The 25,136-nt window shown below is 45.9% G+C and carries 19 protein-coding genes and 1 tRNA gene; 10 read left to right on the plus strand and 10 right to left on the minus strand.

Annotated features, from left to right (window positions below; translation table 11 throughout):
* The first annotated feature begins 3 nt into the window (after nt 1-3).
* The gene (locus FN815_RS03320; protein ID WP_142453189.1) at nt 4-750 is read left to right on the plus strand and encodes a 2,3,4,5-tetrahydropyridine-2,6-dicarboxylate N-succinyltransferase; all 747 of its coding nucleotides are present in this window, start codon (nt 4-6) and stop codon (nt 748-750) included.
* 112 nt (nt 751-862) lie between these two features.
* On the opposite strand, the gene thrC is transcribed toward FN815_RS03320, so the two are convergent.
* Together thrC and FN815_RS03330 are read right to left on the minus strand one after the other, a co-directional pair.
* Complete coding sequence (gene thrC, locus FN815_RS03325) at nt 863-2,572, minus strand: threonine synthase (protein WP_142453190.1); 1,710 nt, start codon at nt 2,570-2,572, stop codon at nt 863-865.
* 374 nt (nt 2,573-2,946) lie between these two features.
* Entirely contained in the window at nt 2,947-3,192 is a 246-nt protein-coding gene (locus FN815_RS03330) for a hypothetical protein (RefSeq protein ID WP_142453191.1), read from the minus strand.
* Nucleotides 3,193-3,229: 37 nt separating this feature from the next.
* Between FN815_RS03330 and FN815_RS03335 the strand changes: the two genes are divergently transcribed.
* A complete protein-coding gene (locus FN815_RS03335) occupies nt 3,230-4,408 on the plus strand; it encodes an anhydro-N-acetylmuramic acid kinase (protein ID WP_142453192.1) in 1,179 nt (392 codons plus the stop codon).
* 172 nt (nt 4,409-4,580) lie between these two features.
* Here FN815_RS03335 and FN815_RS03340 read toward each other — a convergent pair whose 3' ends face one another.
* From FN815_RS03340 to FN815_RS03350, 3 genes are all read right to left on the minus strand, one after another.
* Nucleotides 4,581-4,916, minus strand: coding sequence for a DUF5615 family PIN-like protein (locus tag FN815_RS03340; protein ID WP_142453193.1), 336 nt, complete (start codon nt 4,914-4,916; stop codon nt 4,581-4,583).
* A complete protein-coding gene (locus tag FN815_RS03345; protein WP_142453194.1) occupies nt 4,900-5,130 on the minus strand; it encodes a DUF433 domain-containing protein in 231 nt (76 codons plus the stop codon). The genes FN815_RS03340 and FN815_RS03345 overlap by 17 nt, the downstream gene beginning before the upstream one ends.
* A gap of 163 nt (nt 5,131-5,293) precedes the next feature.
* Nucleotides 5,294-6,484, minus strand: coding sequence for an aspartate aminotransferase family protein (locus FN815_RS03350; RefSeq protein ID WP_142453195.1), 1,191 nt, complete (start codon nt 6,482-6,484; stop codon nt 5,294-5,296).
* A 449-nt stretch (nt 6,485-6,933) separates the two neighbouring features.
* Between FN815_RS03350 and FN815_RS03355 the strand changes: the two genes are divergently transcribed.
* The 3 genes from FN815_RS03355 (at nt 6,934) to tsaB (ending at nt 10,793) form a co-directional block, all read left to right on the plus strand.
* Nucleotides 6,934-8,214, plus strand: a complete 1,281-nt coding sequence (locus FN815_RS03355) for a dihydroorotase (protein WP_142453196.1) — start codon at nt 6,934-6,936, stop codon at nt 8,212-8,214.
* 269 nt (nt 8,215-8,483) lie between these two features.
* Nucleotides 8,484-9,992, plus strand: coding sequence for an endonuclease/exonuclease/phosphatase family protein (locus FN815_RS03360; protein ID WP_142453197.1), 1,509 nt, complete (start codon nt 8,484-8,486; stop codon nt 9,990-9,992).
* 69 nt (nt 9,993-10,061) lie between these two features.
* On the plus strand, nt 10,062-10,793 hold the full coding sequence (tsaB, locus tag FN815_RS03365; RefSeq protein WP_142453198.1) for a tRNA (adenosine(37)-N6)-threonylcarbamoyltransferase complex dimerization subunit type 1 TsaB: 732 nt from the start codon (nt 10,062-10,064) through the stop codon (nt 10,791-10,793).
* Between the two features lie 164 nt (nt 10,794-10,957).
* Here the strand turns inward: tsaB and tnpA are convergent, their stop codons facing one another.
* A complete protein-coding gene (gene tnpA, locus FN815_RS03370; protein WP_142453199.1) occupies nt 10,958-11,419 on the minus strand; it encodes an IS200/IS605 family transposase in 462 nt (153 codons plus the stop codon).
* A gap of 332 nt (nt 11,420-11,751) precedes the next feature.
* Here tnpA and mutS point away from each other — a divergent pair, with 332 nt between their 5' ends.
* The 3 genes from mutS to FN815_RS03385 all read left to right on the plus strand — a co-directional run bounded on the left by mutS (nt 11,752) and on the right by FN815_RS03385 (nt 16,802).
* Nucleotides 11,752-14,421 carry a DNA mismatch repair protein MutS gene (mutS, locus tag FN815_RS03375; protein ID WP_142453200.1) on the plus strand — a complete coding sequence of 890 codons (2,670 nt, stop codon included), beginning with the start codon at nt 11,752-11,754 and terminating at the stop codon, nt 14,419-14,421.
* A 77-nt stretch (nt 14,422-14,498) separates the two neighbouring features.
* Nucleotides 14,499-16,424: a DEAD/DEAH box helicase gene (locus FN815_RS03380; protein WP_142453201.1), complete on the plus strand. Its 1,926-nt coding sequence runs from the start codon at nt 14,499-14,501 to the stop codon at nt 16,422-16,424.
* A gap of 306 nt (nt 16,425-16,730) precedes the next feature.
* Nucleotides 16,731-16,802 (plus strand) — tRNA-Gly (locus FN815_RS03385).
* 119 nt (nt 16,803-16,921) lie between these two features.
* On the opposite strand, the gene FN815_RS03390 is transcribed toward FN815_RS03385, so the two are convergent.
* From FN815_RS03390 to FN815_RS03405, 4 genes are all read right to left on the minus strand, one after another.
* Entirely contained in the window at nt 16,922-18,223 is a 1,302-nt protein-coding gene (locus FN815_RS03390; RefSeq protein WP_142453202.1) for a serine hydrolase domain-containing protein, read from the minus strand.
* A gap of 207 nt (nt 18,224-18,430) precedes the next feature.
* Nucleotides 18,431-18,847 (minus strand): secondary thiamine-phosphate synthase enzyme YjbQ, encoded by a 417-nt coding sequence (locus FN815_RS03395; protein ID WP_142453430.1) that lies wholly within the window; start codon nt 18,845-18,847, stop codon nt 18,431-18,433.
* Nucleotides 18,848-18,956: 109 nt separating this feature from the next.
* Nucleotides 18,957-19,580 (minus strand): uridine kinase, encoded by a 624-nt coding sequence (udk, locus tag FN815_RS03400; protein WP_142453203.1) that lies wholly within the window; start codon nt 19,578-19,580, stop codon nt 18,957-18,959.
* Between the two features lie 9 nt (nt 19,581-19,589).
* Complete coding sequence (locus FN815_RS03405; protein ID WP_142453204.1) at nt 19,590-20,843, minus strand: N-acetylmuramoyl-L-alanine amidase family protein; 1,254 nt, start codon at nt 20,841-20,843, stop codon at nt 19,590-19,592.
* A 208-nt stretch (nt 20,844-21,051) separates the two neighbouring features.
* Here FN815_RS03405 and FN815_RS03410 point away from each other — a divergent pair, with 208 nt between their 5' ends.
* Both FN815_RS03410 and FN815_RS03415 read left to right on the plus strand, forming a co-directional pair.
* Nucleotides 21,052-24,024 (plus strand): AAA family ATPase, encoded by a 2,973-nt coding sequence (locus FN815_RS03410; RefSeq protein WP_142453205.1) that lies wholly within the window; start codon nt 21,052-21,054, stop codon nt 24,022-24,024.
* A gap of 7 nt (nt 24,025-24,031) precedes the next feature.
* Nucleotides 24,032-25,111, plus strand: a complete 1,080-nt coding sequence (locus FN815_RS03415; protein ID WP_246075133.1) for a mechanosensitive ion channel family protein — start codon at nt 24,032-24,034, stop codon at nt 25,109-25,111.
* Nucleotides 25,112-25,136: the final 25 nt, after the last annotated feature.

Below are 25,136 nucleotides of genomic sequence, written 5' to 3' on the forward strand. Positions count from 1 at the left end.
TACATGAACTACGAAGACATTTTAGACAAACTGGAAGAAGGAACCGTTCGCGCTGCCAATAAAACCGAAAGTGGTTGGGAAGCCAATGTGGAGGTGAAAGAAGCAATTCTCGCCTCTTTTAAAGATGGTGAAAACACTTCTTATGATGGCATTTACGACGGTTTTGTGGATAAGCACAATTTGCCACCCCGCTACTTTACCCCTGAAGATGGCGTTCGTTTGGTACCTGGCGGTTCCTCTGTTCGGCGCGGAGCTTATGTTTCTTCCGGTGTGATTATCATGCCACCGGCTTACATCAACGTGGGCGCTTACGTGGACGAAGGCTCTATGGTAGATAGCCATGCCCTGGTAGGTTCTTGCGCACAAATTGGCAAGAACGTGCACCTTTCTGCCGGCGTGCAAATTGGCGGTGTATTGGAACCGGTTGGGATGAGCCCAGTGATTATTGAAGACGATTGCTTTATCGGAGCCGGAGCGGTGATTGTGGAAGGTATCCTTGTGAAAAAGGGAGCTGTTATCGCGCCTGGCGTTACGCTCTCCAAAGCCGTACCTGTGTATGATGCCGTGAACGAAGAAATTCTGGAACGCGGATCCGATATCCCGGAAAACGCCGTAGTGATTCCCGGAACTCGTCCCGTAAACAACGAATGGGCGAAATCGCAGGGACTCAGCATGTCATGCCCCATCATCGTGAAATATCGCGACGAAGGTAGTGATGCTTCGTTAGAGTTAGAGAATGCGCTTAGGTAATTTAGGTGTTAAAGTGTTTAGGTGTTACTGTGTTATGGTTTCCTGGAAATTTAATCCAAGCCCCATAACACTTTAACACCATAGCACTGTAACACTCAAACACCATAACACCCTAAACCGACAAAGCCTTATTCGCCACGGCCAATCCCTTCACAAAGGCCTGTATCGTAGCTTCCAGCGTATCCGGGGAAGCGCCTTTAGACGTGAATTTATGCCCTTCTTTTTCTAAAGTAAGCGTTACAATTACCAGGGAGTCCGTATCAGGACTCAAAATTTCTACCTCGTGATTGATGACCTCCAATGGGAGAAATGCATCCGTCTCGGCTTTAATGGCGGTGAGTACGGCATCCAGTGGCCCTACGCCTTGATCCAGTGAAATTACTTCTTCTTCATTCCCCTGGATTTTTAGCTTAACTGCGGCACTTACCAGTCCATGTTTGCGCATGGTGAGCTTGTAATCCACCACTTCCACGGGATATTCCAAGTCGGCATCCTCATTATACACCAGCGAACGAAGCACCTTGATTTCCTCTTCCTTCAGAGTTTTTCCCTTTTTGTTGATGCTGTTCACGTACTCGTCATACAGCTTGGCGTGCCCCTCATCCATGCTGATGTTTTCAAAGCCGGTATTGCGGGATTGTCCCCAGCTGCTTTTCTGCATTTCCACAAACCCGGATTCAATGTACTGCTGAATGCGTTCCAGTTTAGGGGGTAAGACTGGTGAGGAAAGCGAGTACTTGGCCACAATGTGCGAACTCTTCAGACCGGTACCGGTGAGCACAAACAGGCATTTTTTGCCTTTAAAAGTCTCCAGATTGTTTTTGAAGGTGGCCAGGGGAATGGCACAGGCCGGTTCGGTGAAGTAGCCTTCCTCTACCGTCATTTCCTTCATGGATTCCAGTAGTTCGTTTTCGGTAGCGGTGAAGGCCATACCATCGGTTTCTTCAATTCCCCGCAGCACTTTATAGAAATCCAGGGGGTCGCCAACTGCCACGGCATCGGCCATGGTGTTCACCTGTTCCTTCACAATTTTGTCTTTTTTGAAAATGCCTTCCACTACCGGCGAGCTCTGTTCGGGTTGAACGGCTACAAACTTTGGAATCTTGTCAATCAGTCCGGCCGCTTTCATTTCCTGATAGCCTTTTAAAATCGCAGCAAAATTAGTACCGGCTCCAATAGGCACAAAGATGTAATCGAAATTCGTATCACCTTGTTCATACAATTCATAACTAAAGGATTTTTGTCCTTCCTGGCGAAATACATAATCCCCGGCCAGGTAATAATTCCCTGATTTGGCAAACTCACGGCAGAGCTTTTCACACACCATAAAATCACCTTTGATTTTGATGATGGTGGCGTCATAAATAGTGGCCTGGGCCAGTTTTACTTCCGGCGTTTTCTCCGGCACAAATACAAAGCAGGGGATCTTGAAATAGCACGCATAGGCCGCCACCGAAGCCGCCATATTTCCGGTTGAAGCCAGGCAAATAGCATCGGCGCCCAGTTCCAGGGCTTTCTGCACCTCAATATAACTTCCCCGATCCTTAAAACAACCGGTGGGATGCTCAAACTCGAGCTTGGCATACAAATCGGCATCGTATCTTTCCGAAAGGCGGTTCAGCCTCTTCAGTGAAGAGGGATTGTTCTTAAGCGGATCAGGCCGGACTTCCTCCAAAGGATATTGAATATGCTTTGCGGTTTGATGGTAGTCTATAGTGAGTACGCCTCCGCAGTTTGTGCAGTAGGTGCTTGTCTCTCTCTCATCATTTTGCTGCCCGCACATGATGCAGCGCATGGTATATCCGGAATGGGGAGTATTCATCAAAAGAATAGTTTATCGCAGGGTTAATAATTAGATATCAAAGGTAGGAATATTATGGTAAAAAAGCGCTTTTTTGGATGGTGAGGCCTAAATTAATACAATTGATGCCTTAGTCACTCAACCCTCACCCAAGAGAGGAAAGACTTTAAAAGCTATCTGAGGCTTGTGAATAGAATTGTCTCACAAATTCTGATCTTTGATTCAATTGATATACTTTACCAACGAACTTCCCCGCTCGGGCGGGGATTAAGGGGTGGGTAAGTTGGTGCCAAAGTTTTAAAAGTTATAATCTCACTTCCCATCTTTTTTTCGTCTCGCTTCCAAGCTCCTGCTTCAGTGTTCAAGAATGACAAGATCCCAAATCACATTAAGTTTCAAAGCGGCAGCAACACAATCTGCTCAAAGTCCAGGTCCAGCTCATCCAGCACAGGTTCGGCAATTTCCTCAATTTCGTCTTCGCTGTAATCATTCAAGCCTTCCAGCTTCACGTACAGGATCTCGTTGCGTTCATCTATAAAAAACTGTGCATCTGTAGACTCAAAAGTTTCCTTCAGGGTCTTTACCAAAAATTCGACATCTTCCATAAATGCCTTAATTTCGTCTTCGGTAGGTTCACTCATTTTGTGTAGGTTTTAGCTTAACATTCAGTTGGAAACTATGAATAAATATCTGTCAAAACTTTGGGAAATTTCCCGCAAACCAGAACGCCTTATTATTGGGTTGATGTCGGGCACTGCGCTCGACGGACTTGATATCGCCCTGTGTGCACTAAAAGGCTCTGGTCGTGATACCAAAATCGATATTCGCGAATTTACCACACAGCCTTATCCCGATGACTTTAAAAAACGGCTGTATTCCGTTCAGTCCAAAGAAACGACAAACACGCGGCAGCTCACACTGCTGCATTCCGAAATGGGCAACCTATTCGGGGATTTGGTGCTACGATCCCTGAAGGAATGGAAGCTGAAGCCTAACGATATCGATCTGGTAGCCAGCCACGGACAAACGGTGTATCATGCACCGGCCGAGGTGGAAGGAGAAGTGCACGCTACCCTGCAAATGGTGGATGCCGATCATATTGCACAGAAAACCGGAATTATTACGGTGGCGGATTTTCGCCAAAAACACACAGCGGTTGGGGGAGAAGGTGCACCGCTGGCGGGTATTTTTGATGATATTTTCTTTCGGGATGAAAAATATCACCGAATGTTGCTGAATTTGGGGGGCATTGCGAACTTCAGCTGGCTGCCTTGCCGGGAGTGTAATCAACAAGGCTTTGCAACCGATACGGGGCCGGCCAACACCCTGATTAATGAGGCCATGATCAGGTATTTTGATGAGCCTTTTGATGAATCAGGTAAAATTGCTGAGAAGGGTAAGGTGCATTCTGAATTGGTTCGCTACGTATTGCTGGAACCCTATTTTCGAAAAGCTTTCCCCAAAACTACCGGACAGGAAGATTTCCAGCTTTCATACATTGAGGAATTAATGAAAGGGCACCGGATTGAACTCTCGCCCGAAGATTTAGTGGCTTCGCTTACGGCAATCACCTCCCAAAGCATCGCCCGGGCGGTGGATGAGGTGATTGGAGATCAGCCCTTTGAATGCTACGTAAGTGGTGGCGGTATTCACAATCAAACTATGATGCAGAATTTAAAAGAGCGCATCCCGCAAGCAGAATTTAAATCCTTTGATGATCTGGGATTACAACCCGACGCCAAAGAAGCCGCCATGATGGCCTTTTTTGCCAACGAACTCGTAGTAGGTGAGGGGTTTATCGTTCCGGGCATTACTGAAGAAAAAATTCATTTGGGGAAGATTAGTTTGCCGGGGTAGTTGGGGATTAAAGATTCAAAATTGAAGATTAAAGATTGGGAGGGGAATTCGAAATTTTGAATGTTGAGTTTTGAATTGCCCCGAATCTTCCATAGCGAAGCAATTTAATCTTCAATCTTTAATAAAAAATCAATGCAATCAGCGTAATCCGTGATTCGTTGACCTTTTTTATTTACTGCTTCTGTATAGCTGAAATTACATGCGGGCCGGGTTTTAGTTCAGTACTCAGTAACTTTTTGACTTCTGGAATCAACGGGAGAAGGTTTTTGTATGTGAGTCGAAAGACGTTCAAAATAACGACGGCTATGGGATAGTTTTCGAAATTTTGCTGGTTTTGGATGTTATTATCTGCTGTTAGAAGAACATCAAAACCATTCTTCAACATTAGCTTTAGCAGCTTTCCATTTTTCGTTCCTTGCCATCCACAATCTTGAACAGTGAATACCTCTAATTCAGAAAAGTTGTTTTTTAAACGGACAGGCAAGTTTTCATCAAGGAGCAGTTTCATGGGGTAGTTTAAAATCCTTGGATGAAACTACCTTACCAGCTATTTCCAAAACAGAAATTGCTTGTTGCTTTTTGACGGTAGGATAATCTTTTAAAAAATCATCCAGTGAAGAACCTTCTTCCAGATAGTCAAATAAGGTTTGAATCGGCACCCGGGTTCCCTTGAAAACCGATGTTCCTCCTAAAATATCAGGATTGGATTGAATGACATCCATAATAATTTCTTTTATTGCTTTGATACCGTTATAGTACTAAAAAAGCTTGGAAAAGTCAGTTTGCAGGGGTAGCAGATTAAAGATTCAAAATTGAAGATTAAAGATTGGGAGGGGAATTCTAAATTTTGAATGCTGAGTTTTGAATTAAAATCAGTGAAATCCCTTAATCAGCGCCATCTGTGATCTTATCCAGTGACACAACCAGCACTTCTACCACTCTGTCAATCTGCTCTTTAGAGATGACCAATGGCGGCAAGAATCGCACCACGTTGCCATGGGCCGCATTAGCCAGAATCTTGTGCTCAAACATGATATCCACTACCGGTCGGGCGGGTTGATTGAGCTCCACTCCCAGCATCAGCCCAAGTCCGCGTATGTCGGTGACCATAGGATGATCTTCCAGCTTTTTATGCAATAATTCCATCATGTAAGCGCCTTTTTCCGCGGCTTGCTCGGTGATGTTTTCTTCTTCAATGGCGTCCAGAGCTGCACAGGCCACATGGGTAGCAAAGGGGTTTCCTCCAAAGGTCGTGCCGTGATCGCCGAATCCAAGGGCAGAGGCCACTTCTTCTTTAGCCATCACTGCGCCAATGGGAATGCCGCCTGCAAGAGCTTTTGCGGAAGCTACCACGTCGGGCATTACATCAAAATGCTGATAGGCGTAGAATTTACCGGAGCGTCCCACTCCACATTGTACTTCATCCAAAATCAACAGGATGTTCAGATCATCACACAAAGCCCGTGTTTTTTTCATGAATTCGGCATCTACCACATTTACACCACCGGAGCCCTGAATGGGTTCAAAGGCGATAGCGATGGTATCTTTGTTGGCCTTTGTTTTCAGCGCTTCAAAATCGTTAAAAGGGGAATGCTCAAAACCGGGAGGGATTGGATCAAAACCTTCACGATAGCTTTCCATGCCCATGGCAATAGTGGTTACCGAGCGGCCGTGAAAACCTTCGCTAAGGGTAATTACATTGCCGGATTTGCCTTGTTTCTGGCCCCATTTGCGTGCCAGCTTCACGCAGGCTTCCATAGCCTCCACACCGCTGTTGCAAAAGAATACCCGATCCAGCCCGGATACTTTCGCCAGTTTCTCCGCCAGCCGGCTTTGGGGCTCGGTGTAAAAGAAATTGGAAGCATGCAGCATTTTTTCCGACTGTTCTTTGATGGCGGCTACCACTTTGGGATGACAGTGCCCAAGGTTATTAACGGCCAATCCGCCAAAAGCATCCAGGTACTCGTTGCCGTCGGTATCCCAAACCACGGCACCTTTGCCATGGGAAAGGGTGACGGGAATGCGATTATACACCTGGAAGTGATAGTTCTTTTCAAGCTGCTGTGCGTCGCTCATAGGTTTTTTCGGGTTGATTTAATCCGTTTAAAAGAGAGCAACAAAGTTAGAAAATGTACGGTTCAATTTTTGGATTCAAGGTTAAAAATTAAAAATGGAAGATTGGGGAGGGGAATTTTGAATTATGAATGTTGAATTTTGAATGAGGATTCGTTCCGTAGGAACGTCTGCTGGGTAGCAAACAGACCGGTACATATAGACAAAATTTTCGCCCGGATGTTTGGCAGGAATACATAGTTCTTCGAAAATTGGGTAGGACATCCTCAAAAGGTTATGAATTCATAATCTGCGAGCGTCCGCCCAACCCGTGTCATCCGCGTTCCATTCCTTTGTAACAAAAGCTCATGAACACATCACCCCAAAAGAAAAGAAACGAGGATAGCGGGTTGGGCTTTAAGATGGAATCACGGTATATTTGCGGGCGAACCTGAATCGCTAAAAAATTATCCATGCTGCTCCAAAACCTGAAGCCTGTAAGTCAGTCCCACAAAGGGGATGAAACCGTCGATATCCGCATTGAAGAAGGAATGATCAAAGAAATTGGAGCGGGTTTGGAAGCCACTGAAGGCGAAGAAAGCCATGATTTTGGCGGCGCCTACGTCTCTCCCGGCTGGATGGATATGCATGTGCATCTGCGCGAGCCCGGATTTGAACATAAGGAAACTATCGAGACCGGTTGCGATGCGGCAGCTTTTGGAGGTTTTACCGCTGTGGCCTGCATGCCTAACACTAAGCCGGCTACGCATACCCGGGATGTGGTGGAATTCATTATCAAAAAAGCAGAGAAACTACCGGTGGATGTACATCCCATTGCTTGCGTGACCAAAGAGCGGAAAGGGAAATCCATTGCGGAAATGGCGGATTTGAAAGAAGGCGGTGCGGTAGCTTTTAGCGATGATGGTGATCCCGTTTATAATTCACAGGTGATGCGCGTGGCACTGGAATATTCCTCCATGCTGAATATGCCGATTATCAACCATGAAGAAGACCTGGACCTATCACGTCCGGGACACATGAACGAGGGCAAGGTTTCAACCCGATTGGGACTGGATGGCACACCGGGCATCGCTGAGGAAGTGATGATTGCGCGGGATATCATGCTGGCGGAATACACGGGTGGACATATCCACGTGGCGCATATCAGTACGAAAAATGCGGTAGACTTGGTGCGTCAGGCCAAGAAAAAGGGCATCAATGTGACGACCGAAGTTTGTGCTCATCACTTTGACCTGACGGACGAGGAAATTGAGAAGCAGCATTTTAATACCAACTTTAAGATGCACCCGCCGCTTCGCACCCAGGAAGATGTGGACGCCATGGTAGAAGGACTGGTGGATGGCACCATTGACGCCATTTGCACCGATCACGCCCCGCATGCCATCGAAGAAAAAGAAGTGGAGTTTATGTATGCACCCAATGGTATCATCGGGATGGAAACGGCGTGGAGCATCACCAACCAGCGCCTGCTGCAAACCGAGAAGCTGAACCTGCAGCAGCTGATGGACAAGCTGGTGTACAATCCTCGTAAAATCCTGAATCTGGAAGCGCCTGAGTTAAAAGAAGGCGCCAAGGCTAATCTCACTTTTTTCAATACCGATGAAGAATGGACCTTCACTCCAAAGAATGTGCGATCCAAATCAAAAAACTCTCCTTACCTGGATACCAAACTAAAGGGCCGGGCCGTTGGGATCTTCAACAAAGGACAGCTGGTGCTGAATGAACTCCGATGAATATCGAATATTGAACACTGAACATTGAATTCAGAAGTGTTTGTAGTTTGAATTGTAAGGGTGGAACTTTCAATTTAACCAAGAATTTTCCTCTCTTGGGAGGGGATTAAGGGGAGGGTTGATGTGGTAAAAGGCCTTTTGCCTTTTATAGACTACTCACTTCTTCAAAGAAAATCCCTCTTCGAAGAGGGTCCGGAAATGATCAAAGATCATTTACAGGGGGATGTGGGATGTTTGATTTAGGCCATCAATTTTAAAAAATATCATCTATGAAAAAACTGTTACTTGTTATTCTTGGACTGTTTGTAGTCGTTCCCATTTCGGCACAATCCCAATCTGAGGAATCCTACACCTTAGTCAGCTACAACATCGAGAACCTCTTTGATGCGGATGGCATAGCGGTTTACGATGATTACCGTCCAGAGGATGAGGACGGCGATCCCCTGTACACTCCTGCAGATGTGCTTACCAAAATTGAGCATGCAATTCGGGTGTTAAAGCAGTATAACGAGGGTAAAGGGCCGGATATAGCAGCTATAGTTGAGCTGGAAAGTGATTTTACGCCGGGAGAGGAGCTTTCGCCTCAGGCATTCCTTAAAAAATACGAGGGGACTTCTTTGGAAAATATGCTAGGTGAGGGCTTTAATGAGGAGATCGCCGATTTACCATCACATCTGTTGCTATTGAAAGGGATGATTGATTCGGATATGTGGGACTACCAGGTAGCTGTGGGCAAAAGCAAAATGAATGATCGGGGTGAACCGGAGAATGTGCAAAAGACGGTGATCTACAGCCGTTTTCCAATTCAAACCGAAAAAACCAAAGCACATCATTTGTATCGCGCTCGTCCTATTCTGGAAACCTGGATTGAAGTGAATGGAGAAGAGCTCGTAGTATTTAATAACCATTGGAAATCCGGTGCCAGCTCCTGGGAGATGGAACAAATCCGCTTGCAGAATGCAGAGGTATTACGGGCTCGGTTGGATGAGCTTTTGGCCGAAAATCCGGATCAGGATATTGTGTTGGCTGGTGATTTTAACAGTGATTACAACCAAAGTTATCGCTACGATTTTGAGAAAACGGCGGTCAATGATGTCTTGCGGTCTGTAGGAGATGAGGCGATGGTTGCGGAAGGTGGCGCGACGGCTGTCTACAACCTGTGGTATGAGTGGTCGATTGATCAGCGTGGTTCGGATGCTTACCGTGGGAAATGGGGCACCCTGATGCAATTGATGATTTCTTCGGGTATGTATGATGAAGAAAGTTTGCAGTACGTCGATAATTCCTTTTCTGTCGGTGATTTTGGCTTCAACACCCACAGCTCCTCTGGTGAGCCCAAACGCTGGAGTTCCACTTTTGACGGCAGCGGTTATTCGGATCACCTGCCGGTAAGCATGAAATTTCGTATAGCTGAAGGAAAGGCTGAGTACTCTAATTTCTCTCAAAATGACGATGAACAGTGGCAGCCAATAGAGTTACAGTATTCTATCCCGGAAAGCTATTTCAGTGAAGAAGAATTCACCGCCAAAGATCCACGCACCAAGCCTGAATTTTTCAACGAATACGTGTATGCTACTGCAACAGTAACCGAGGATTATGATTTTGTAGTAGATGGTATCACCTATGATGTATACGCCCCATCATTCCGTTTAGAAAATGAGTTTGGAGAAGTAGCGGGAACCGGCCAAGAGATTCAGTTTTATGGCCGATTTTCACAATATCGCGGCACCTGGCAGTTTGTAGTAGAAAGCCCGGAATTTATTATCAGTGAGCAGTAAACAGTTACCAGTGATCAGAGAACTCAGAACTCAGAACTCAGAATTTAAAATTCAACATTCAAAATTCCCATGCTTCTTTCCCTCGAAACCTCCACCGATATCTGCTCCATTGCTTTTCAGGATAAAAGCGGGGAGATCTATGAGAAGCGGATGCAGCGAAAAGGCTCGCACTCGGAATATGTTTTTCTGTTTATCCGGGAGCTGATGGAGGAACATGATTTTAAGGTCGGGGATTTGGAAGCCGTATTAGTGAGTAACGGGCCCGGTTCTTACACCGGCCTCCGTATTGCAGCCAGTGCAGTGAAGGGACTACTATTTGGGACGGAAGTGAAAGTGTATGCCGGTAATACGCTGGCCGGGTTTGCATATGATGTGGCAAAAAGCGGAAGTCACAAGCGGACGCTTGTGACAGGAGAGATCGAACTCGCAACCCGCAACCCGGAACCCGAAACTCAAAAAACTATCCATGCCGTCATCAATGCGCGGCGAAAGCACCTGTATCACCAGCAGTTTTTATTTGATGGCGAACTGAAGGCTCAAACCAAATCGGATATTATCGAGTTGAGCGAAGTGGAGCAACAATTGGAATCCGGTCATTTTTTGGTGGGAACCGGGATCAATCGACTCACCGAAGAGTCCCGGGAAAAAGTACAAGAGTTTGGAATGGATCATATCTCCGCCAAACCATTCATAGAACTCTTCAATACGGAAGGTGGAAAAGAGTTTTTCAGGAAAACCACGGCCGAAGAGTTGGAATCGAATTACATCAGCAGCTCTCAGGTGAATAATTCGAAGGTGTAGCAGGGGATAAGTTGATAAGGGAATAGAATGGAGGTTGGGTGTTCCTAACGCCGAATGGCGTATAAATCATCATGTAAATGATGAAAATAGCTCCAGGTAACACCTGGAGAAACGATATGTCCCGATTAAACGAAACCCCGAACGGGGTTCAACCAAAAGCCCCTTCAGTTATATTCCTTTTCAAATAAATATTCCTCTTTAAAATCAATCCCATAGGTCTTCAACAAATTCATGTACTCTTCTTTAAAAGCGATCTCCCGGTGGTGCTCTTTCTGATTGGCAATATATTTTGCCAATCTTTTTTTATCTGCAAGATTTTGAGTAAAAGCCGCATATCCAATCTGCCAACCCTTAAATTCCGGAAACCAATTATGTTCTTTGATGACCGACGAGCTACTTGTCTTTATATCTTTTATGTAATCAGCCAGGGCTATACTGGGATGTAGGCTGCTTAGAATATGGAGATGGTCTTCTACACCTCCAATTTTGTAAAGCGTACATTGCTTCTTTTTGATGAGTCCCCAGATGTATTGATAGAGCTTGCGTTGATTTTCTTCAGTGATGGCAGGGATTCTGTATTTCGTGCCGAATACAATGTGATAAATGATTTGCGTGTATGACCCCATGATTTCGAATATTTAACCCCGTTCGGGGTTTGACTATTTCCCCTTATTTTTACCCTGAGCTTAGGCTCAGGGCTATTTCATTCTGTTACCAGAATGGTTAGACACCTTTCGGTGTCTACATCTTTAAAATATATTCCGTTTACGGTTAATGTAACTGCCATATTAAAATATAAAAAGAGACAGTTTTCTTATGCACGCATTTTAGGGTTTAGTGAGAACATGAAGGAATATCAATCAACCCAAAATCCCCTTTAGTTTTTCCGTATTTTCATTCCTAAGTTCCACGTCTACTTTTTAGCAATCTATCAGCCAAAAACAGGTATATCGAGCGCATGAGTGCCAAAAAAAAGCAAACTCCGCTGATGCGGCAGTACTTCAAGATTAAAGACGAACACCCGGGGACTATCTTGTTGTTTCGGGTGGGGGATTTTTACGAGACTTTTGCCGACGACGCCCAACTGATCAGTAAGGAACTGGGCATCACCCTTACCAAACGAAATAACGGGGGCGACCAAACCCCGCTGGCCGGATTTCCCTACCACGCGCTGGATAATTACCTCCCCAAGCTGGTTAAAAAAGGGCACAAAGTAGCGGTTTGCGATCAAACCGAAGATCCCGAAGAAGCCAAGAAAGCCGGCCGTAAAATTGTGAAACGTGAGGTGACGGAAATCACCACACCCGGCGTGACGATGTCTGAAAAGCTGCTGGATCATAAACGTAATAATTACATTGCTTCCCTGCATTGGGAGGGCAATACGGTTGGAGTAGCTTTTTCGGATATTTCGACCGGGGAATTTGCGCTGAGTCATGTGCATGAGGATAACCTGGACAGCCTGCTGGCGGCCATTCAGCCTTCGGAAATTTTGGTTCAGCAGAAAAAGAAAAACAAGCTGGATGAGTCGCTGACCCATCACAATATCTCTTACATCGAGGATTGGGTGTACGATGGTGATTACGGATATAATCTGCTCACCGATCATTTTGAAACGCATTCCCTGAAAGGATTTGGAGTGGAAGAGCTGGAGGTGGCTCACGTGGCAGCCGGTTCGCTGATGCATTACATGCAGGCGACGCAAAAAGCGTATTTGCGTCACCTGCGGCGCTTGTATGCTTATGAAAGCAATGAGTATATGAGCCTGGATGCCTCCACCAAGCGCAACCTGGAGTTGGCGGCCAGCATTCAGGAAGGTGGGACGGAAGGTACCCTGATTTCAATCCTGGATGATACTTGCACGGCTATGGGAGGACGTCTGCTCCGCCGCTGGGTGATGCGCCCCCTGAAGCGACTCAAGCCAATACAGCAGCGACTGGATGCGGTGGAGAAACTATACGACGCCAACGATATTCGGACGACCCTTCGGGATGAACTGGAGCAAATCGGCGATATGGAGCGGTTGATATCCCGCATTTGTGTGGGGCGAACGAACGCCCGGGATGTGGTTCAGCTAAAATTGTCGCTGGCACAGATTCCAAGGCTGAAAAGCCAGATTTCTTCTATAGATGATCCGCTGCTACAGGATATTTTGAAACGACTGAAACTGCTGATTGAAGTACAGGAACGTATAAATTCTGCGCTGCAGGATGATCCGCCGGCCAGTGTTCGCGACGGCGGTATGATTGAAGAAGGTTTTAACGACGAGTTGGATGAACTGCGTGATGTGGCCAAAAACGGTAAGAAATACATCGCCCAGATCAAAGATGAGCTGGCGCAGGAACACAATATCCCTTCGCTGAAAATCGGCTATAACAAGGTGTTTGGCTACTACATTGAAGTGACCAACACGCACAAAGATAAAGTTCCAGAAAGCTTCATCCGTAAGCAGACGCTGGTGAATTCCGAGCGGTACATCACCCCGGAATTGAAGGAGGTGGAAGAGAAGGTGCTGTCGGCAGAGGAGCGGAGTAAAACGCTGGAATATGAGCTGTTTGAAGAACTTCGACTGTATGTGGCTGAGTTTGCCGAGGAGATTCAGCAGGTATCTCAGGCTATCGCTGAGTTGGATTGCCTGCAGGGCTTTGCCGAAGTGGCTTTCCGAAACAATTACGCCAAGCCGGAAGTGGGCGATCATGAAGAAGTGGATATCAAAAAAGGACGACACCCGGTGGTGGAGAAATCGCTGCCTATGGGCGAGCCGTTTATTCCCAACGACATCAAGCTGAATAACGAAGATCAACAGATTCTGATTATTACCGGTCCCAATATGGCGGGTAAGAGTATCATCCTGCGCCAAACGGGACTGATTGTGCTGTTGGCCCAAATCGGTAGTTTTGTGCCGGCTAAATCGGCAAATATTGGATTGGTGGATAAGATTTTTACCCGCGTGGGCGCTTCGGATAACCTGGCGGCCGGCGAAAGTACCTTTTTGGTGGAGATGAACGAAGCCGCCAACATCCTGAACAACGCTACTCCGCGTTCTTTGATTTTACTGGATGAAGTGGGGCGTGGAACCAGCACTTTTGACGGCTTGAGTATCGCTTGGTCGCTGGCGGAATACCTGCATAATCATGCTCCTGTAGCGGCCAAGACCTTATTTGCCACCCACTATCACGAGCTGAATGAGTTGGAGCAGATGTATGATCGTGTCAGGAATTTCAACGTTCAGGTGAAAGAGCACGATGGCAAGGTGGTGTTTATGCGGAAGCTGGTGGCCGGTGGAACCGATCACAGTTACGGGATTCAGGTGGCGGATATGGCCGGATTGCCGCAAGTGGTGATTGAGCGCGCCAAGGAAATCCTCAAGAACCTGGAAAGCCATAGCCTCGACATTACCAATAAAAACGGAGAGATTGAAAAAGAGGCTTCCTCCAAGAAAGCGGCGTCTAAGAACCTATCCGAAAAAGTAGAGAAGCAGCCGGAAACCAGCCAGATGTCTATGTTCCAGACGCACGTAGATCCCCGCATTGAAACCGTGCTAAACAAGCTGGAAGCTACCGATCCAAACCGGATGACGCCCATTGAAGCGCTGATGTTGGTCTCAGAATTGAAGCGGTTGACAGAGTAGTGAAATTTTAAATTTTGAATGTTGAATTTTGAATTATAATCCTATTCAAAATTCAACATTCAGTATTCAACATTCCCTTGATAAAGAAAGTATTAAAACAGGCTGTAGAGGCCATTGAAAAAGAGATTTTGGCCGTTCGGGAGACCCCTTCAACGGATGTGCTGTTCAACGGCGAGCTGGAAAAGATTTCGGGCGAGTTTATCTACACCTTTGAAACACAGAACAAGGGACTCCGTTTTGCCGAGGAAATCAAGGCGAAGATTGACGATAAGGAATACACCGTACACCCGGTAGAATTCAAGGAGAAAAAAGTGCGGCTGGAATTTCCCAAGAATGTGGGCAATAAAATCGGGGAGGTATTCCTGGAGTGGGAGAATGATTATGTGCTGAAAAAGATGGAGGAGCATCTGCTGAAGTTGCAGGAAAAAGCGGATGATATTCCTCAGCTTAAAGCCCTGCTGCAGCCCGATAAATATTTCAAGGAGCGGTCCGAATCACCCCAGGTAAAAACCGATGAATGGCGCAATGAAGCACAAACCGAAGCCATCGAGAAATCCCTGAAAAACAACATACTGTATGTATGGGGGCCGCCGGGAACCGGAAAGACGGCTACGCTGGGTTACATCATCGCGAACCATTTGCGCCAGAATAAACGCGTGCTGTTTGTATCGAATACCAACCGCGCGGTTGATGTAGGATTGCTAAGTGCCATGGATGCGCTATATGAAGTAGCTCCGGATTTCGATCTACAGAAAACCACCAGATTTGGAGAGGCCGCGCTGGATGATCCGCGATTGGAAGACATTCTGTTTGAGCACCAGGTAAAAACCAAGCTGGACAGCCGGAAGTCAGATGCCGTTTCGCTGTCGAATTTGTTGGCCAATTATGAGAGCCTGCAGGAGAAGGTGGACGACATGATGCGTAATGGCGAAGAAATTCCGCAGAAGCTGGAAATGGAAACGCAGATGGCTGGTAACAAAGTCGATGAATATGGCGGTCCGCGCGAGCTGGAGGAGAAGGTAGAAAAGCTGATGAGCGTGAATGAGCGCAGTGAGCTCAAGAAGAAACAGCTGGTGGCCACCACACTTGCTAAAGTGTGTACTTCCGAGCTGTTCTATCATCTCAGTTACGATGCCGTAGTAGTGGATGAGGGGTCGATGGCGGGCATCCCTTACATGTTGCTGATGGCGGCCAAGAGCAAAAATCATTTGGTGGTAGCCGGCGATCCGATGCAGCTGCCGCCCATAGCCATCACCAATCATCCCAAATCGCGGGAGTTTTTGGAGCACGATATTTTTACCTATGTCTCCAAATCGGAAAGCACCGAAGATCTATTCAACTGGCACGATTTTAACCCGGAGTTTACCTGCTTTTTTGATGTGCAGTACCGTATGAAAGACGATCTGGCCGGGGTGATTAGCTCGGTGTTTTATGAAGGGCGGTTGAAATCAGGCAAGCCGGCCGATGGGCGTCAGTTAGAGTCGGGTAATGCGGCTTCTGTAGCGCTCATTGATACCGCCAAGTACAATCCAGCTCTGGAGCAAGAAACCGGTGAGCGGGGCTTTAAGCCCATCAACGAAGTGCACCACCGGCTGATTGAGGAAAGCGTGAAGCGTCTCACTAAAAATCATGCCCCGGATGACATTGGTATCATTGTGCCGTTCCGCAACAGCGTGTATAAAGTGCGCAGTCATCTGTGGAAAAAAGGTTTTGCCGATATTGAAGTGGGCACCATTCACACCTTCCAGGGACGGGAAAAACCGGTCATTATTTTTGACACGGTGATGAGCGGCGAGTGGCAAAGCGGGGGCAAGCGTCACTATTCGGTGCGTCCCTTTGATGAAGATAAAAATGGTCTCAGCGTTCCCCGATTGCTGAATGTAGCTTTTTCCCGAAGCAAGGAATTACTGGTGATCATCGCTGATATGGAACACATCGGGAAAGTATATGGCAGCAAGTTTTTGGGGAGATTGCTGGGTTCGGTGAAGGAGATATCGCTGTGACATTTTGCAGTGACCAGTGAGCAATATAATTACAAATTTTAGATTACAAATTGAAGATTAAAGATTGAAAGATTATTTGTATCACATGCTGAATCTTCCATAGCAAAGCGTTTTAATCTTTAATCTTCAATTAAAAAAAGATGTCCAACCACATAAACTATCGGAATGACAAGTATACAGGGATTAAAAGCAACATCTGGCAGGGCGGAAAAATTAAAGTGAGAATTTTTAAAAAAAAGTTGAATAGTATCCTTCATCGCCCTTATATTTGTTGCCCTTTCAAAAGGGAAATTTATTGATACTTAAGCGGGAATAGCTCAGTGGTAGAGCACAACCTTGCCAAGGTTGGGGTCGCGAGTTCGAATCTCGTTTCCCGCTCACAAAGGACAGTCAGGTAATACTTGGCTGTCCTTTTTTTGTTTAGTTAAACCGCAAAGGCGCAAAGAGCGCTAAGGAAAATCTAAACTTTGCGCCTTTACGGTTAATAAAACTATTCCTTAATCATCCACCGCCTGACGTGCCAGTACTCTGAATTTCCAGCCGGTTTCATCGCCGGTATCTCCGCGGGTTTGTTTCATGATGATTCCGATGAGTTGTTCATCCGGTTCAGCCCAATATTGAGTGTTAAAATAGCCGCCCCAGTCGAAGGTGCCCGGGCTGCCGTATTCACCATTTCTAAATCCATCCATGTTGGTGAGGCCAAAAGCCAGTCCGTAGTCGGTAGGTTCTCCTTCCAGTAAATCTCCTACCTGATTAGCCATTATTAAATTAACCGTGGTTCGACTAAGCAGTCGTACCCCTCCGTATTCTCCGCCATTCAGGTACATTTGTAAAAACTTGGCATAATCCTCGGCCGTGCTACTCAATCCCGCGCCGCCTGAAAAAAACGTTTTAGCGCCTTTAATGGGATAGGAGGCATCGTAATATTCCGTGCCGGTGTAGGGAATCCATTCTCCATCTTCATTTTTTTGCTGCACCTGTACCAGGCGACCTTCTTTTTGTTCAGGCAGGTAAAACCAGGTGTCATCCATTTGAAGAGGGTTGAAAATATGCTCCCTAAGGTAATCGTCGAAAGGCTGTCCTGATATGACTTCCACGAAGTAACCCAGCACGTCAAGCCCCTCACTGTAGGTAAATTTTTCTCCGGGATGATGATGCAGCGGCAGTGCAGCCAGTTTCTTTATGTTTTCTTCTATGGTGATGTTTTCCAGGGTAAACAAATCTACGATGCCCGCTTTTTGGTAGATCTTGCGCATGCGGGGATCTCCATCAATAATACCATAGCCAATTCCGGAAGTATGCGTAATCAGGTGACGAATGGTGATGGGTTTATTGGCCGGAATGGTAGTGTAGGTGGAATCTTCTTCATTAAAGGTGTCCAGTACCTGTGCATCCGCAAACTCGGGAATGTATTCGGAGATGGGATCATCCAGCTGGAATTTACCCTGTTCCCACAGCATCATCACTGCGGTGGAAGTGATGGCTTTAGACTGGGAAGCTATACGAAAAATATCATCCTTTCTGAGCGGCCGTGTTCTTTCAGCATCCGCAAAGCCAAATGTTTTGTGATAGATGATCTTTCCATCTCTTGCCACCAGTGCTACAATGCCCGGTACCTTATCATCTCTCAGAGCTTCAATGGCCATAGAGTCGATACGCGCAAGGCGTTCTGCCGACATGCCTGTGCTCCGTGGCGTTCCCTCGGTTAATGGCGGTGTAACCTGTATGGAAGTGGTTTGAGCAAATGAGAAAGTAACGGAGAGGAAGAGGAGAAGGGCAGTAAAAAGAGAAGATTTCATAGTTAAAAAGATGAGTTTCATTATTCCATATTGACAGAAAATAATGAACTAAAAGTAGAGGTGGGAATCAATGCACATCCATAGAAAAAACGGGTAGTTGTAGTAGCTGCAAACTTTGTAGGACCGCTGCAGTTAAGAGACAGATAAAATCTAATTCTATAGCGGTCTGATAAACTTTGCGTCCATCGCGTCTTCGCGGTTAAAAAACTATTCACCAATCAAAGTCACTGTAACCGTACGATTACGGGGCTTGTTATCACATTCCAAATGGAAGATTTGCTGCCAGGTACCGTTCTTGAGCCGGCTCTGTTCAAAAGGTACGGTGATGGAAGGTCCCATCGTAGTAGCCTGCAAGTGAGAGTGCCCGTTGCCATCATGCCATTGCTTTTCGTGGCCGTATTCGGTGCTGGGTGGAATGTATTTATTAAGCAATTCGGGGAGATCTTGTTCAAGCCCCGGTTCAAACTCAATGGTGCCGATGGTGGCGGTAGACCCCACGTTAAATACGGTGCATATGCCGGTAGAAAGTTTGGAATCTTCTATAATCTGACTCACTTGACTTGTGAGATTATGCATGTGCCCGTTACCGGTGGTATCAAGCGGGATGGAATGATGTTCAACCATGGTTTTATAATTCAAAATTTAAAATTGAAGATGGAAGATTAAAGATGGATTGTGTCCAAAATAACCAAGAAATAATCTTTAATTTTTAATCTTGAATCTTAAATTAAAACTAATTGCCTTCCATTTTACCGCGGATGAGGGCGGTGACCATTTCCAGGGCTACTTTGTTTTTTCCTCCTCTTGGGATGATAACATCGGCGTAGCGCTTGCTGGGTTCTACAAATTCCAGGTGCATGGGGCGTACAAATTTTTGGTATTGGTCGAGTACGCTGTCAACCGATCGCCCCCGTTCCTGAATATCACGCTGCAGGCGGCGTAAAAGCCGGACGTCGTCATCAGTATCCACGAAAATCTTGACGTCCATGAGATCCAGTAAATCGGGCTCAGAAAAGATGAGAATGCCGTCAATCAGGATTACATCGGAGGGGGTAGCTGTGATGGTTTCCTCTTTACGCGTGTGTTGCTCAAAATCGTACACGGGAACTTCTACGGGATATCCTTCCATCAGCGCCTTAATGTGGCGGATCATCAATTCTGTTTCCAGGGAAGCAGGATGGTCAAAATTTTGGTTTACCCGTTTTTCGAAGGGGAGGTGTCCCAGTTCGCGATAGTAAGAGTCGTGTTCAATGCGAAGGATGTTATCACTGGAAAATTCTTTACAGAGGTAATTTACAACGGTGGTTTTACCAGAGCCGCTTCCGCCGGCAACTCCGATAACTAATGGGTTAGACATGCAGGGTAGTTATTTAGCAGGCTTATTGTAGGCCTGTTTTTCTTCGTATTCTACTTTATAATTTCGGATGGCCCTGAAAAGAGCCGAGGCCATAATGCTTTGGCCGTAGTCGCTGGTTAAAAAGCGTTGTTCGGCAGGATTACTGATGAATCCAAGTTCTACCAATACAGCTGGCATGGAAGCTTCAAAAAGCACCTGGAATCCGGCTTGTTTTACGCCACGGGATTTGCGCTGGGCCCGGTTTTTGAACTGGTCTTCAATCATGTAAGCAATTTTCTCGCTGGTGGCAATGTAGCCGCTGTGGGCCAGCTCGTATACCAAAAGATCTTCTTCGGTCAGCTCTTCATCCACTTCATTTTTAAACACACTGTTCTCTCTTTTCATCACCTCAAAAGAAGCATCACTTTTGTGGAGTCCTAAAAAATACACTTCCGAGCCGTGTACCCGTGGATTGGAAAAAGCGTTGCAGTGGATAGACACATATAAATCACCCTCGGCGAGATTGGCAAAGTGCCCTAATTCGGCCAGCCCCAGGTAGCTGTCATCATCGCGGGTATACACTACTTCTACATCAGGCAGGTGTTCTTCAATATAAGCGCCCAGTTTTTTTGCTACGGCCAAAGTGATGTGCTTCTCTTTCACTCCTTTGTAACCAATAGATCCCGGGTCCCAGCCACCATGACCGGGATCAATCACTACTTTATCAAAACGGAGTTTATCTTTTACATTGTTGTAGCCTTCGCTGTAAGGACTTCCCGTGTTGGATGATGATGGTGGCGGTGATACTTCAAGGGCATCGTCGGCAATCTCTTCGTACCAGTTTCGTGCTAAAAATTGATGGGAATAGCGTTCTACTTCCTGCTGAGGCGTTTCGGTAAGAGCCACCAGCACATCTTTTTTATTTTGATCGAGATAGGCGTTGGCTTTAAAGTAATCATCTTGGTTCAGGTAGATGTCCACACCATAGCCGTAGCCGAGATCATACAGCCGTACATCCTTCAGTACCTGGCTTTGATCGGGCATTGAAATACCGGTGGTATCCATGTCATCTTTATACAACACCATTTGGATGAGATCAGGCGCTGGTTGCAACACATCAAAAGAATCTACCGGTGCACTCAGGTGATAGCGCACTACGTATCCTTTTCCGTCACTGCGTGCTGCGTTAGATATTCGTTCCAGCTGAGACTGCGCAACGGCATTAGAAACGAAGAAAAGACAGAACAGTACAGGTAGAAATCTGAGCACAAAATGATTGCGCATGATGAGACCTTTATGATATTTTCTGAAAGTCATTTGCCTAAGTAGATGATGCTCTTAATGTAAGATATTATCCTTCCCATTGAAAGAGTCCCCAAAAAACGATAATGTGCCCGCAATGTTTTTTAGAATCATGGTTTTATTCAAAAAATGATTGATGTTGGTAGCGATAGACGAGATTTTCCTGCAGCCCTAAATTAAGATTCAACACATGCAAAGCGATATTTCCCGAGAGGATATAAAAGCCCGTCTAAAGGATCAGTGGTTACCTGATCTGCAAAGGGATCTTAAAGAATTGTTGCTTAAAGATATCGGGGCCGATAAAGATAAAATTGAAAGGGTTGCTGCAGAACTTCGTTCGGGAGATACACTCAGGGCTTTCCGCCTTTTAGCTGAAGGATGGCAGAAATCAGGTAATCAAAAAGAAGACGGAAGCAACGAAAAACCAAAACTTTTACCCTGGCAGGCTGAAATATATAAGATAGCCGCAGACATCCCCGAAGAAGCAGAGCTTGTGCAGGAAGAAGCCCGTTTTAAGGCTTCCGGGGATGACAGTATGTACATCCAATTGGCCAAAGGCACTAAAAGATTATGGCGGGTTGTTTCGAATGGATCGCAATGGAGGCAACATATCCCGCTTCGAAATTTGGTTCTCTCCCATATGTCAATGTATGGATCGTGGGTAACCGAATACCGCCATGAGTTGCTTAAAATCCGGGGCGAATTGCTGTTGCAAATTGATGCCTGGTGTATCGCCTATGGAAGTTCCTGGAATCAAGAAGAGTCCTCTAAGGCTGTAGCTTCGGGGGCAGATACCCCGAAAGGTCCCGAAGCTGGTGTGCCCAAAGATGAATTGCAGCATATTTTTGATGAGATATTAAAACGTCTGGATGTACTGGAAGCTACCTATGCCGGAAAACTGCAAGAAAAAAAGATCCGGGTTGAAGAAGAAATTGACAGAGGGCTGGATGTAACGGGTACGGTGGAAAGATCCTCTCGTAAATACGAAAAGGTTAAAGTTGAGGATAATCTTCGATCGCTGGCAAGTCAACACCAGAAACAGGAAGAACACTGGCAGCAACTGATGGCAAAACTGGCCGACAAGTTACTGCTGAGTGTTAATTTCATAAATCTGCACTTGCAGGCCAGTGAGCGGATTGAAGGCTTTAGCAGTTCGATAGCCGAGTTTTTTGAGATCAATTTGCAGCAGCCACTGGAAGAAATTAAAGAGGGGCTGGCTGCCACCATGGTGACCTTTGAGTCTTCTGATAAGCAGACCATGGATGAGATTAAGCAACTTAGCAGCCGGTATCGCAAAAGTTTATCAGAACAAACAGAAAAACATTTATTGAAGCCGCTGCGAGAGCTAACCACAGAAGCGGTAATGAGTACCCGGTTTGATCGGTTCACTTCTGCCATGCCGGATTGGGTGAATCAGCAGCCGGAAAAAGCCATCCTTGTAGATCATATCAACCTGGATATGAAGCCACCGCATTATGAAGTGCAGCAAGTAAACTGGCAGGCTTTGGTGCGCAGAGTGGTCAATAATCAGCTGGTGACGAACCTGGCCCCGGGAAAAGTGCGTTTTGAACAGTTCCTGGAGGAGCTAAGCAGTGGGCTCCGGGAATTTCTGCAAATCATCAATACCAATCTTGAGTTAATCAACGAGGTTAAGGAATCGGATGAGGAGGAACCCTTTGAAGTAGCACTGGAAGGTTTGCAACGGGGTGCCCAGCAGCTGGATGAACTGATTAAAAAAGTAGAAGCAAGGAAAAGTGCTTTGCTTGGATTGATTAAGGAAAAAGAAGAAGAGACCTTTGCCAAGCTTGGGCGGCTGTTAGAGGAGCAAGATGCCAATGACATGCGCATGGCGGGGGCTGAATTTAAAGCTCGCGAAACCGCCGTGGACTGGAATACTAAAGTAAAGGCGATCTGGGCACGCTGGTTGGAGAAAGGTGAATTGATGGTCCGCTTCATCTGGAAGAAACTCAAAGATTTTTATACCCGTGCGGAAGAGTTGTTGGGTTTTAGCAGTGAGAAGAATCTCGATAGTAGTAGCACCGATTTAGCAACCTTTCTGGCAGAGACTGATGAAAAGATTGAATCCCTGCCTTTCATTTACCGCCGTTTGTTTGATTTCCAGAAAAAAGTGGATGACCGTTTTTATATACGTCAGACCGAGCAGCTTGAGCGCCTGAAAAAGGGGTATGAGTTATGGCAAAATAATTTTCCGTCCGTATTTGCTGTGGTGGGAGAGAAAGGCAGCGGTAAAAGTCTGTTTTTGCATATGCTTGAAGAAGAGGTGCTAAAACGGGAAGAGGTAGTGGAGATAAATTTTGAAGCCACTTTGTTTGAAGCAGAAGAGGTGATGGAGAAAGTAGCCAAAGATCTGGGGCTGGCGGAGATAGATAGTACGGAAGGTCTGATTGAAGCCATTAATGAACGTGAATCACGTTCAGTGGTTATGCTGGAGAATATCCAGAATTGCTTCATCCGGAATCTGGCCGGTTATGAAGCAATAGAACAGTTACTCTACCTGATTTCTGAAACCAATAAACAGGTATTATGGATTGCGAGTAGTACCCGTTACGGATGGAGCTTTTTAGATAAAGTGACCAGTATTGCGGACTATTTTACTCATGCAGTAGAAAGCGATAAGCTTGGCCCAGAACAAATACAGGAGTTAATTCTAAGGCGACATCGTGCAACCGGTTATCAACTGGTTTTTTTGCCGGAAGAGGCCACCAAGAAAAGCCGAACCTATCGCAAGCTGCTGGATGATGAAGAGAAAAAACAAGAATACCTTCAGCAACAATTTTTTGAGAAGTTATCCAAACTGGCCGAAGGCAATTCTTCTATTGCTATGATATACTGGATTCGGTCCATCAAAGAATACGATGATTCCTATTTTTACATCAATCCCTTTCAGTTTAGTAATGTAAATCGAATAAGCGATCTGGATAATGAAGAGCTATTTGTACTGGCTTCTTTTGTATTACATGATACGCTTACCCCGGAAGAACTGCATAACGTAATGCACCATTCATTACGGCATAGCAGGTTGATGGTGTCAAGGCTCACATCCCGGTCAATATTGCTTAAAACTGATCACGGCTATACCTTAAATCACCTTATTTACAGGCAGGTAATCCGTGTTTTAAAAGAGGCAAATATCCTACATTGAGGTTCTCATGAAAGCTATTCAATACTTACTTGTGATCTTGTTTAGTAGCTTGATGCTGCTAACTCCAGCACGTTCGGGTTTTGGACAGAGCCAGGTTCAGGATACCGTAGTGGTTGATACGGCCAGTGGACAAAGCTTTTCTCAACCAGATTCCTTGTACTCCCGCCTGGATTCTACGCTTGATCAACGCTTTCAACGGGTAGATTCTTTACTTAAGGCTTTAGAGGGAAAGGGAGGCGAAGTGGCTGACTCAGTAGCAGCAGAAGGGGAAGAGACCCTTGCCCAGCTCGAAGAGATTATTTCCTGGCAGAAGATCGTATTTATCATACTGTTCTTTATTGCAGTCTATTACCTGTCCAGATTTATCACCATTCTGCTGGATAATTTTTCGGAAAAAGTATCCAAGTATCGCCTGCGCATAAAAAGGATGGTGCCTGTTATGCGGGTCATCATTTGGGTAGTGGCTATTTATGTGGCTATCGCAGGTATTGTTCAGCCCCCTTATGCTACCGTTATTACCGTATTGGCTTCAGTAGGTATTGCGGTGGGTTTGGCTGCCCAGGACATGCTCAAAAACCTGTTTGGCGGTATTATGCTGATTTTAGACCGACCTTTCCAGGTGGGCGACAAAATTCAATTTGAAGATCATTACGGGGAAGTGCAGCAGATTGGACTGCGTTCCAGCCGTATTGTAACACCTGGAGATTCCGTGGTTACCATTCCCAACGGCGAACTGATTCGTACGGCCGTGTCTAACGCCAATACCGGTGCTTTGGATTGCCTGGTGGTAACGGAAATCTTTTTGCCGGCTAATGCACCCGTAGAAGAAGTAAAAGAAGTGGCCTATAAGGCTGTGGTATCCTCTCGCTTTGTATTTTTGGCAAAGCCGGTAAGCATCATGACCCAAAATGAGATGCATGAACGCCGGTTTATCCTGAAGTTGAAGGTAAAAGCCTACGTGCTGGATATCCGTTATGAATTTCCTTTTCAAAGTGATGTAACTGAACTCATTTTAACCGAGTTGAGCCGGAGGGGCATAATCAAAGATGAAGCCCTATCTTCAGGGAAACCGGCAGAAACCGAATAATCATCCAAAATTATCTAATCCAATT

The sequence above is a fragment of the Gracilimonas mengyeensis genome (assembly GCF_900182705.1).
Classification (GTDB): Bacteria; Bacteroidota; Rhodothermia; order Balneolales; family Balneolaceae; genus Gracilimonas; species Gracilimonas mengyeensis.